Below are 12001 nucleotides of genomic sequence, written 5' to 3'. Positions count from 1 at the left end.
TTGCTCGTAGCCCCTACGAACCTTGTTGTCTCCACAGGAGCTAGTGTATCCCCATTAGGTAATGTCGAAAGGGATTTCTCTAATCCTGTAAATTATACCGTAATGGCAGAAAACGGTGATTCGCAGGTCTGGCAAGTTATCGTAAATGTGGAAGCAGATACTAGAAGTAATGAAAACGACATCACACAGTTCACTCTGTCCCCAATCTCTGGAGATGCTATATTGGACAATGTAAACCATACAGCCACCATTACAGTGCCCTTCGGAACCGATTTGCTCGTAGCCCCTACGAACCTTGTTGTCTCCACAGGAGCTAGTGTATCCCCATTAGGTAATGTCGAAAGGGATTTTTCTACTCCTGTAAATTATGCCGTAACGGCAGAAAATGGTGATGTGCAAAATTGGACCATTATAGTGAATGAGGAGGTCGATACGAGAAGTAATGAAAACGACATCACACAGTTCACTCTGTCCCCAACCTCTGGAGATGCTGTATTGGACAATGTAAATCACACAGCCACCATTACCGTGCCCTTCGGAACCGATTTGTTCGTTGCCCCTACTAACCTTGTTGTCTCCACAGGAGCTAGTGTATCCCCATTAGGTAATGTTGAAAGGGATTTTTCTAATCCTGTAAATTATACCGTAATGGCAGAAAATGGTGATTCGCAGGTTTGGCAAGTCATTGTAAACGTTAATTCTCCACCCGCATTTGTATTTAGCAATGGACATGCTGTTGGAAGCGGATTAAGTTCTATAACCGGTACGTTGACTATAAACTCACCAACAGCTTTTGAAATTTTTGCTGTATCTGATGCACAAATTGTAGTAGTTACTTTAAGTTTAAATCCAGGAAACTCTTATTCGGCAACTGCAAATCATGGCTCAGTAGAATCAGTATCTACCCCGGAGATTCCTATAGGAACATATACCTATACAATAAGTATTCTAGGAGACAATGGTCAGGGATATGTGGAGAGAAAAGAATAATATGAGATGTTATTTCCCTGACAGTAAACTCTTGTAACACATCAAAGGGTAGTAGTTTTAATAGATGTTTAGAAGATAAAATTATACTTATTAAGACAGACTTTATTTTTTAATGAAAGGGTTTATTCTTCAACTTATATAATTCCAAATATTCTTATACTTCACAAGTTGAGAATAAGTATGTCTTATGACTAGGTTTTCTGGTTTGTCTAGGGCAGGGTCTTCTTTTAAAAGTTGCATGGCATGGTAGCGCGCAGTCTTGAGAATATCGTTGTCTTTTACAATATCTGCTATTTTTAGGTTAAGCACGCCACTTTGTTGGGTTCCCATAATATCTCCTAGACCCCTTAGTTTTAAATCGACTTTCAGCAATCTCAAAACTATCATTGGTTTGTTCCATGGTCTGCAGTCGGTTTTTTGCTTCGGAGAAAGTTTGTAATCTGTCATGAGGGTACAAAAAATCTGATTAGCACCCAACATACACGACCGCGAAGCTGATGTAGTTGCGAAAATCCAAATCGTTCTGCACTCTCAATGATCATTACCGAAGCGTTAAGAACATTTACACTTACTTAATATTGACTTCAAAGCCATACTAGCGAGAGGTAATTGCTTATAAAACTTATGTCCAGAAACACTAGCTTATCTGGTTAATAATTTCTATAATTCATACAAACATCATATCTTTTAAAAAAAAGAAAAAAATAGATTTGAACAATGATATGCATTTAGAGAAAACAACAACATACCATAACTACCCCGAACATATTTTTAGAGTTCTTTTATGACACCAAAACATTGGGCCGTTTTTACGGCGAATACTTCACAAAAAGGGGAACTGATAACAGCACTTTTACAAGGACCACTTCCCGGAGGTTTTTATGAGCTGAAAAACTTAAAGGGTGCCCTAATGTCCAAATTAGCTGTTGAGCGCTTTATTGACAGAGAAGACCGCCATGATAGCAAGGTTATTACATCAGATACCAAACAAAGTTTAAAATCAATGTCTAGTGGGGAGCAAAAAAAAGCGTTATTAAAATATATCCTTAGTAGCCAGCCAGATTTTATTGTTTTGGACAACCCATTTGATAATTTGGATACCGACACCCAAGAAGACCTAAAGAATACACTTCAGAAAGTTTCGGTTCATACCCCCATGATACAAATATTAAGTCGCAAAGCAGATGTAATGCCCTTTGCGAACACGTTTTACAAGCTAGAGGGTAAAGATTTAGTTGCCACAGGTACGCCTGATGGTTTTTCCAATCAGACCAAAAAAGAACTGCTTAAAAATGACATCCCCCAACCTATACACATTTATAAAATTGAAGGAGAGACATTAATAGAATTAAAAGGCGTAGGCGTATCCTACAATGAAAAGCCTATTCTACGTGATATCTCCTGGCATATTAAAAAAGGTGAGTTTTGGGAATTAAGGGGTAGAAATGGCAGTGGAAAGACAACCATACTTTCTATGATAACTGGTGAAAACCCTAAGGGTTATGGCCAAGAACTGTATATTTTTGGCCGTAAAAAAGGTTCCGGAGAAAGCGTATGGGAAATTAAAAAACGAATAGGCTATTTTACGCCTTCAATGACGGATAAATTTACAGGCTATCATTCCGTTAGTCATATGATTATTTCCGGATTCTATGACTCCGTTGGACTGTACATACATCCTACCGAAGCACAATTGAGGTTGGCAAAAGAATGGCTTGAACTTATTGGCCTATGGGGTATGAAAGATAAACTTTTTCATGACCTTTCCATGGGACAAAAACGACTGATTATGTGTGCAAGAGCCATGATAAAACATCCTCCATTGCTTATCCTTGACGAACCCACGGCAGGACTGGATGATGACAGCGCAGCTCTTTTTGTAGCCTTGGTTAATAAATTTGCATTCCAGAGCAATACTACCGTTATTTTTGTGTCCCACAGAAAAGAACCCGGCCTTGAAGCTGAGTTCATCTATCAACTAGAAAAATCCGATATGGGCTCAACCGGAAAAGTATTGTCCTCCTAAACGACAGTCGTTTTTTTTAAGCTCAAAAACACCGGACAAAAAAAAAGCCGTTTGCAAATGCAAACGGCTTTTTGTAATTAATTGAGTTAGTTAGTTCTTAACTCTTCAAATATAGAGAAATTTATTTTACTTCCTCAGTTTCTTGTTTAGCTGTATCTTTTACTAGGTCACCAGCTCTAGAAGACTTGTTCAACGTATCGAACATTACCGGGGTTGCAATGAATAGTGATGAGTAGGTTCCTACTACAACACCTACTATCATAGCAAACATAAATCCTCTTAAAGATTCCCCTCCAAAAATGAAGATAGCCAGTAATACCACAAATGTAGTTAAAGACGTATTTAATGTACGGCTTAATGTACTGTTAAGTGCCAAGTTGATGTTTTCACCACCACGCCAACCACGCTCGCCTATTATTTCACGAATACGGTCAAAAACAACCACGGTATCGTTCAATGAGTATCCGATTACCGTAAGTATTGCCGCAATGAAAGCCTGATCAATTTCCATGTTGAACGGCATAATAGTACCGAACAAAGAGAATATTCCCAATACAATCATAACATCATGGAAAACCGCCACTACAGCACCTAATGAGAATTGCCATTTGCGGAAACGGAACAATATATACAAGAATACCACTGCAAGCGATCCTAAAATTGCCAAGAACGCGTTGTTCTTAATATCATCCGCAATGGTAGGTCCAACCTTAACAGATTGCAATATACCTATTGATTTATCGCCTGAACCTCCTGCTTTAAAGTTTTCTTCACTAATACCGTCTGGAAGGTATTTCTGTAACGAGGTATATAATTTGTTCTGAATCTCATTATCAACCTCTATACCTTCTACATCTACCTTATACGGCGTAGTAATCTTAATCTGGTTGGCATCTCCAAACGTTTTTACGTTAGTTCCGCTACCAAATACATCATTTAACTCGGAAGCTATCTCAGATGGATTAACAGACTGCTCAAAACGAACTTGGTACGAGCGTCCTCCTATAAAATCAACCCCTTGTTGCAATCCGTTGGTTGCTAAAGAGAAAACACCTATACCTACTAAAATTGCAGATAGTATATAGGCAAACTTTCTTTTTGAAAGAAAATTGATATTTACATTTTTGAAAAGGTTCTTTGTAAGTGCTGTTGAGAAATCCAACGAACGACCTTTTCCTTCAATATACCAATCTACCAATAGACGTGTAATAAAGATTGCAGTAAATAAAGAAGTTACAATACCTATAAGTAAGGTTGTTGCGAAACCTTTAATAGGACCCGACCCAAAAATAAAGAGAATAATCGCTGTAAGACCTGTTGTTATATTTGCATCAAGTATAGAAGAAAGTGCATTACTAAAACCATCCGCTACCGCTAATGATTTTCCTTTTCCTTTTGCTAATTCTTCCTTTATACGTTCAAAAATAAGTACGTTCGCATCTACGGACATACCAATGGTTAGAACGATACCTGCAATACCTGGCAAAGTTAAAACAGCACTTAAGCTGGTCAACACCCCAAATATCAACAGAATATTTAACAGCAAAGCAACATCTGCGAAAGCACCCGCTTTACCATAATAGAAAATCATCCAGACCAATACAATGGCCATAGCGATCATAAACGACATAAAACCACTATCAATAGCTTCTTGTCCCAAAGATGGACCTACAACTTCTGATTGAATGATTTCTGCGGACGCCGGTAATTTACCAGCACGCAATACGTTTGAAATATCTTTTGTTTCATTGACCGTGAAAGTACCGGTAATCTCTGAACGTCCACCGGAAATAGGTCCTGACGAAACTCCTGGAGCAGTGTATACTTTATTATCAAGTACAATAGCAATACCAGTTCTATTATTATAAGCATCACCTGTAAGCTTTTCCCATTCCTTAGCCCCTTTGGTATTCATGCTCATGGTTACGGCAGGTTTACCGTTTACAAACTCGTCACGAGCATCACTAACAACATCACCACTAATTCTTGGTGTATTGTCACGATTAGATTTTAATGCATAAAGCTCAGCTATCTCCGAACCTTCAGATGGTCTCTCCCATAAGAATTTCACGAACTGCATACTTGCAGGAAGCAATCTCCTAACTTCTTTCATTCTTAGGTAAGAACCTATCTCTGCAGTATCCTGAACAGCGGCAACACCAACTGCATAACTAGGAGCCCCTAACTGAAACTTATCAAACAATGGGTTCTTCTGTCCGGCAATATCCAATGAATCTGTAGCTACATCAGAAAGCAAAGAATCCAATTCCGACTCTTTCTTTACCGGCTCTTCATCATCACCCATATCCACAAGCGACTTCAACTTTTCATTGGCCTGAAAAAAGAAACCTTGTAATTCAGGATTATTAGGCTCATAAGTTTCCCAGAACTCCAATTGAGCGGTACTTGACAATAGGCTCTGCGCACGGGCAATATCTCTAGCTCCTGGCAATTCAACCAAGATACGGCCCGAGTTACCTTCACGTTGGATATTTGGCTGTGTTACACCAAAACCATCTATACGCTCACGAAGTACTTCAAAAGCAGAAACAATGGATTCGTCAATTTTTGTACGGATGATAGGCTTAACCTCATCATCTGACATCTGAAAATTAATTTCTCCACTAAGACCTTTATTAGCAAAAATATCCGGAGAAGCTAGTTTAGTATCTCCTTTTATTTCATCAAAAGCATTAAAGAAAAGCTCTATATACGTGTCATCGCTATTTTTTGAAGCGGCATCGGCATCTGCCAAGGCTTTATTAAAAACAGGGTTTTTGGTATTATTGGCCAATCCTTTTAAGATATCCTTTACGGAAATCTGAAGGGTAACGTTAATACCACCCTTAAGGTCAAGACCTTTGTTCAATTCTTTCTTTTTGGCTTCATTATAATTTGTAAAACCTAAAATAGAATTGTCTCCTATGGAGTCTAAATACCTAGTCTCTAATTCTTCACGTTTAGAAACGTAGTTCTCTTCTGCCTCTGAAATACGGCTTTCCGCATACGATTTAGCTTCGTTTTCTACTTTACCACCTATAAAAGTATAGGATAGTTGGTAGATACTTACTAGCCCAAAGAGTAGGGCAAAAAGCTTAATAAGTCCTTTATTCTGCATTGGTTATGTGAATTAATTGCGTGCTTTTTATAACAGCGTGCAAATATATGATTTTCCCATAGGAATTGGCAATATATTTGGAGTTATTGTAAAACGGAAACATCTGCCCCAGAAATATTTCCGGAACAGATGTTCTTATTTATTATTGAACCAACTACTATAATTCTAGTAGACCGTTGGTCTTTTTCACTCCTGCAGCGCTTTCTTGCATTTTAGCTTTTTCGGCATCGCTAAGTGGAATATCAACTATTTTTTCGATTCCGTTTTTACCTAAAACAACCGGAACACCTATACAGATATCGTTTAAATCATACTCACCTTCTAGTAAAGTAGAACATGGGAAAATCTTTTTCTGATCGCAAGCGATAGCTTGCACCAAACCTGAAACCGCAGCACCTGGCGCGTACCATGCACTTGTTCCCAATAATTTAGTTAGTGTAGCACCACCTACTTTAGTATCTGCAGCCACTTGCTCTAAGCGGTCCTCCGATAAAAATTCCGATACTCGAATACTGTTTCTTGTAGCATGAGATGTTAAAGGTACCATACCGGTATCACTATGGCCACCTATTACCATACCATCTACATCTGATATTGGAGCCTCAAGAGCTTCGGCCAAACGGTACTTAAAACGTGCACTATCCAAAGCACCGCCCATACCTATAATTTTATGCTTAGGCAAACTTGTAGTTTTGTGCACCAAATACGTCATAGTATCCATTGGGTTACTTACTATGATAAGGGTTACATTTGGCGAGTGCTCTACAAGATTGGCCGATACCGTTTTTACGATACCCGCATTAATACCTATTAACTCCTCACGGGTCATACCCGGTTTTCTTGGAATACCAGAAGTAATTACGGCAATATCACTATTAGCAGTTTTAGAGTAATCATTGGTTACACCTGTTATCTTGGTATCAAAACCGTTCAATGATGCAGTTTGCATCAAGTCCATGGCTTTCCCTTCGGCATAACCTTCTTTGATATCCAACAAGACTACCTCAGATGCAAAATTCTTTATGGCAATATACTCGGCACAGCTTGCTCCTACTGCTCCTGCCCCTACTACGGTAACTTTCATTTGTTATTATTTATTTGTTATTAAAGACTTTTCTCAAAAAACGCCCTTTTTTGACCTTAATAAATCCTACTCGGCCCTACTGAACCTAGCAAGCTTTGTTCTTATTAAAAATCATTTTTTAGAAAAGGGTTCCCAAAAATAAACAATCTGAAAGGAAAACTACGGTGAAAATTGGGTTAAATGGGATAAATTTAACCGATAAACTACTCGTTGAAATACACTCCTGTTAAAAAAAATTGCGCTTTAACGAAGATAAAAGGGATTTGTTGCCGTACATCGAATTGTAGCAATAGGAATTTAAAAACAGGCGTTCTAATTTAAAGAAAACCCCCAATCAACTAAAACCTACGACAATGAAAAAAGTCTTTTCATTTTTAGCGATAATTGCCATAGTCCTGGTAAGCAACTGTACCGAAATTCCCGAAAACAATGACCCAGTTATCGGCATTTGGTCAGACGTAGAAGTAACAGCAGCAAGTCAGACATCCAAAGGAGGGAGTACCATCCGTAAAGAATGGATATTTAACGATGCCTATTTAGGAAGATACCATCAAAAGAGTAATGGCAAAATTACTTTTAAAACCGATTTTACATGGAGTCATGAAAATGACACCTACATAATATCATACCCCGGAACCGATATGGCAGACGAAATTGTCTCCATGAAAGCGTCTACGGAAGGAAGTATTCTATCCGACTCACAAGGCAACACCATGGCCTTACGGGAGTAAAAATTTTACTAGGTTTCAAATACGCTAAACCCCATATTCTTTATTGAATATGGGGTTTTAAAATAGAATAAATTCTCATTAACCCGTTTTCTTTAACCAGCTGGTGTATTTTTCTTTCACAAATCAATCCCTATAAATAGCCATTACGGGTGTATTAATATTCCTTATTAAATCCTCGGTTAAACTATAGGTAAACAATCTTTGATAAAAATTACGCTTATGGTTGATCAGACAAACAATATCTATCTCATGCTGGATACAGTAGTCTAATAGCGACTTTTTAATGTCTATGGAATCTATAGTTTCAAAAGTAACGTTACTTATATCAAAATTCTTTAGAGAAGCCTTGAACCGATCCATTAGCGGCACAATGGAATCTCCATGAGCCAAATCAAAATGAACTACATGAAGTTTTGCGTTAAACCCTTTAGACTCGTTTATCAAATCTTCCAAAGGTTCTTTCTCATCTTCATGATAATCTACCAAGAAAAGAATATTATCTAAGTTGCCATCAAACTTTGCGTTGCCCGGAACTACAATAACGGGTTTATTAATTTCATCCAGAATCTTTAATGTACTGGTCTCCGTAAACAACTGAAAAAGGCCACTCTTGCTAATTTGTGTCCCCATCACTACAAGATCAATCTTATCTTCCCTTTTATCAATATAATGGGTAAACGTTTCTATAAAATTCCCTTCACGAACCACGTATTTAACCTTTAGGCTATCTATTTGTCTTTCTCTGAGTATTTTTTCAAAAGGCGGAAAGGTTTCTTTTTTATTCCTGAAATTCTGAATATCCAGTTTTTCGTACAACGCCTGCTCTACCTCCGAAGTCTCGGTTTCTAAATTATACGCATGAAAAACAATGATTTTCTTTTCTGTTTTTTTTGCATAATCAACAGCATACAAAAAGGCATTCATTGAAACTTCGGAAAAATCTGTGGGAAAAAGTATACTCTCCATAGCTATTGTTTTTAAAATGATATTTCTAGGTTAAGTTCGTAGATATCTTCTGTATTACCATCTACCGTGGTATGTTCGGTATTTAAAATGAGCCGAATCATTTTATTCACCTTATATGTAAACCCTCCAATGACGCGCTGGGTCTCTTCATTTATCTCCTCTACTGTAAATTCATCAAAACGCCCCCAAATGGAAAAAGGGGATTTGCCAAATTTATACTCACCAAAGAAGCTATACCCATGATTGGCCAAAGCATGCGATGGGTCTTCCGCATCTACATATCTGGCTCTAAAATCCCCCACACCATCATGAAATTGAGCCGTTATTCTAAACTGCTTCTCCGTAAAGGCCAAAAAACCTAAAACCTGATTAAAATCCGGAGAAAACTCACTGTTTCCTTTCCCTCTATTAAAATAACCACTTAATTGCAATTGCGGCAACCTATTGGCCAAAGGGCGCACGGTTAAACGGCCGGCCACCACTTTATTGTTATTATTTTCTATTCCGGAATAGCCCCCTCCATTATATATTCCCAATGAATAACTGGCATATTTACCTTTCATAACACCGTTTACGTTTTTCAGGAATCCCTCATCCATTTTAGGCCCTATATTACCCGTAACGGTTACACCAAAATCTGCAGAGTTGAATATCCTGTTTCGCTCTATAAACATGTTATCCTGGACTCTGTAGGTGTTTATTTTTTGCTCATAGTCTAACCAAGGCCTATGTACCATTCCTACCTCTATTCCGGTACCGGTAAACACCTTACTATTAATTCTAGGCTTGGTCATTAGATAAAGATACTTTAAGCGTGTTTCAACATTACCCGCATCATCGCCTTCCGTATCTATAGTAAGATCCATAGTATACCTAACCGAAAAAACATCATTCAGTTCTTTCTTTAGCGTAAAATAACTTCGCTTTAAAACAAAACTACTTGTATGCTCATTTTCAACAGGTACGGTCTCGTCTGCCTGAACCTGTTTTATTCCGTCTCGGTAAGCAATAAACCAATCTCCGGACATCTCTACCAAGTCAGCTATATTTATGCCCTTTCTTTCATCCTCATCTTGCGCAATAGCATTGCTACACATTAAAAAGACAGACATAAATACAAACCCAAGCTTCATTTTAAATAAAATTAAATAGACGTTGCCAAATATTTTACAGCGAATACCAAGATGATACTAACGACAAGACCTATAACCACCTTGACTAAATCCATACCCAACGATTTAAACATTTTTGCCCTGGGCTCGTTTTTCCTTAACATATAGTTCAACCCTATTTCACGACCTGCCAGAATACCAATAAAGACCCATGTGGTGCTCATAGGTACGTTATTCATTTCTTTGAAATAAAAGAGCACAATACCATAGACGAAATCTATGATCGTTGCAGATCTAATGTCTACCGTATTTGTCTTTGATTTGATTATACTTTGAATTGCCCCACCTTTGGACGCAATGATAAAGGCCAACAAGCCCATAATAACCACCAAGGAGAAAATCATTGAATAAACATCCAATTCGCGTGGCAAATAAACGTAAATATTAGCAAAATCCTGAATAAGCCACTGTGACCATAAAAAACCGGTAGAACACCATTGCAAGATTGTCCAGAGCCTTTCCTCCTTTGCTGTTATAGACCGTTCTATGAACCGTTTTTCCACCAATCTGGATATAGCCAAATAGAGCACAATAGCCGCTGCAAACGCCACTCCGTAGCCAGAGAGCGATTTAATGACCATACTGCTCAAATTTTTCTCGTTGAAGAAAGTAAGAATCAAAAATGATGTACTCACAGGAATACCTGTTCGTGTTAACAACATAAGGATAATGGGAGGCAATAAATAATACCAAGCAAACGGTTGGGGCATGGGATATTTTGCCAATCTCCCATAAGAAACATCCCCACCGTGGGTTACGTATCCAAAAATTAAGGTCGCCGCCAAGATACCGCCCGCAAACAACCACAGAACCCACCATTTTTTCCGCTCGTTAGAACTTAAAAAAGTACCCAATGTCTGTATGGTATCGTTTCCTACTACGGAGTAAGCGGCCAAGATGAAGCCCAAATACATAACTACAACTGAAAAATCCAATGTGCTCTGGTTTTATATTATGTGGTAAATAAAGAACATTTTAAACCAGAGGAAGTTGGCTTACAGATTATTAAATATTTAAATAATTGACAACTTAAAACAAAAAGGCCGCAATCATACTGATTGCGGCCTTTTTAAAATTATGAGTTGATCTATGCAGTATACTACATGTTATCTTCCAGAACAAACTCTGTGTAATCCAAAATATATACGCCTAACAGACTCCATTTAAATTTCTCCCCTCCGTACTTAGCTTTGAATTTTTCGTTATCCATAAACAAAGATTCAAAATGCTCATCAAAGTCTTTCTTGGTCAACCATAGCACTTTTTCATCACCTTTTTTAATATAATACGACTTAGCGATTCCTCCCGCCAACTTCATACCTCCAACTCCAAAACTAGCGGTCTGCTTAGCCCATGGATCAGAATACACTTGAATAACCTGACTGAATTTTGGATTGATAACCTGCATCAAATATTCAGCTTCCTTCTTCTTATTTTTTAAGGAAACCATTTGATTGGTGTACATGGTATAGCCTTTGTTCATATATTTTGAAGCATCGGTTTTACCCCATTTGGTAGCATCATTCAAGAAATTACCCTGATTGTTTAATTTTTCAAGCCCAGAAGGAGCCATATACAGATCTACAATTTCTTCTGCCTTTACACGTAGCTTTTTACCATCTGGCTTAATGAATTTAATTTCATTGATCTGACCTTTTTTACGGTCAACATCTTTGATGTCCGCCTCTATCTTGGCTCCATCTTTAAGCGTAACGTAGGCTGGTTTTTTTCTAGAATAAGATGTATAGGCCGGATCAAAGGCCGCCTGTTTTTCTCTTTCTTTTAGATTCTCCTGTCCAAAGCAAACTACGCTGGACATAAATAAAACCATTGATACTAATTGTACTTTCATAATAGGGGTTTTGAATTATTGTATCCCCCTAAAATAGTTCGTCCGCCAAGTGGCGGACGAAT

9 protein-coding genes and 1 pseudogene are annotated in these 12001 nt (G+C 37.9%); 3 read left to right on the top strand and 7 right to left on the bottom strand.

Annotation, left to right across the window (positions count from 1 at the left end; genetic code table 11):
* Nucleotides 1-990 (top strand): hypothetical protein (locus Q4597_RS07330; protein WP_408065831.1); only part of this gene is annotated, 990 nt, incomplete at its 5' end.
* Between the two features lie 129 nt (nucleotides 991-1119).
* On the opposite strand, the pseudogene Q4597_RS07325 reads toward Q4597_RS07330, so the two are convergent.
* Nucleotides 1120-1562, bottom strand: a pseudogene (locus Q4597_RS07325) (ATP-dependent DNA helicase RecG); the annotation flags it as partial.
* A gap of 212 nt (nucleotides 1563-1774) precedes the next feature.
* On the opposite strand from Q4597_RS07325, the gene Q4597_RS07320 reads away from it, so the two are divergent.
* The gene (locus Q4597_RS07320) at nucleotides 1775-3016 is read left to right on the top strand and encodes an ATP-binding cassette domain-containing protein (RefSeq protein WP_303405529.1); all 1242 of its coding nucleotides are present in this window, start codon (nucleotides 1775-1777) and stop codon (nucleotides 3014-3016) included.
* A gap of 121 nt (nucleotides 3017-3137) precedes the next feature.
* On the opposite strand, the gene secDF is transcribed toward Q4597_RS07320, so the two are convergent.
* Nucleotides 3138-6134: a protein translocase subunit SecDF gene (gene secDF, locus Q4597_RS07315; protein ID WP_303405528.1), complete on the bottom strand. Its 2997-nt coding sequence runs from the start codon at nucleotides 6132-6134 to the stop codon at nucleotides 3138-3140.
* A 157-nt stretch (nucleotides 6135-6291) separates the two neighbouring features.
* Nucleotides 6292-7218: a malate dehydrogenase gene (locus Q4597_RS07310; RefSeq protein WP_289039254.1), complete on the bottom strand. Its 927-nt coding sequence runs from the start codon at nucleotides 7216-7218 to the stop codon at nucleotides 6292-6294.
* A gap of 353 nt (nucleotides 7219-7571) precedes the next feature.
* Between Q4597_RS07310 and Q4597_RS07305 the strand changes: the two genes are divergently transcribed.
* Complete coding sequence (locus Q4597_RS07305; RefSeq protein ID WP_215912772.1) at nucleotides 7572-7949, top strand: hypothetical protein; 378 nt, start codon at nucleotides 7572-7574, stop codon at nucleotides 7947-7949.
* A 123-nt stretch (nucleotides 7950-8072) separates the two neighbouring features.
* Here Q4597_RS07305 and Q4597_RS07300 read toward each other — a convergent pair whose 3' ends face one another.
* From Q4597_RS07300 to Q4597_RS07285, 4 genes are all read right to left on the bottom strand, one after another.
* Entirely contained in the window at nucleotides 8073-8915 is an 843-nt protein-coding gene (locus Q4597_RS07300; protein WP_215438235.1) for a universal stress protein, read from the bottom strand.
* Nucleotides 8916-8926: 11 nt separating this feature from the next.
* Complete coding sequence (locus Q4597_RS07295) at nucleotides 8927-10027, bottom strand: hypothetical protein (RefSeq protein ID WP_303405527.1); 1101 nt, start codon at nucleotides 10025-10027, stop codon at nucleotides 8927-8929.
* 32 nt (nucleotides 10028-10059) lie between these two features.
* Complete coding sequence (locus Q4597_RS07290) at nucleotides 10060-11022, bottom strand: hypothetical protein (protein ID WP_303405526.1); 963 nt, start codon at nucleotides 11020-11022, stop codon at nucleotides 10060-10062.
* Nucleotides 11023-11186: 164 nt separating this feature from the next.
* Nucleotides 11187-11939 carry a hypothetical protein gene (locus Q4597_RS07285; RefSeq protein ID WP_303405525.1) on the bottom strand — a complete coding sequence of 251 codons (753 nt, stop codon included), beginning with the start codon at nucleotides 11937-11939 and terminating at the stop codon, nucleotides 11187-11189.
* Between the last annotated feature and the right edge of the window lie 62 nt (nucleotides 11940-12001).

Source organism: Zobellia sp. 1_MG-2023, from assembly GCF_030549125.1.
Taxonomy (GTDB): Bacteria; Bacteroidota; Bacteroidia; order Flavobacteriales; family Flavobacteriaceae; genus Zobellia; species Zobellia russellii.
Note: the sequence above shows the minus strand (reverse complement) of the source record. Positions and strands in the feature narration are given on the sequence as shown.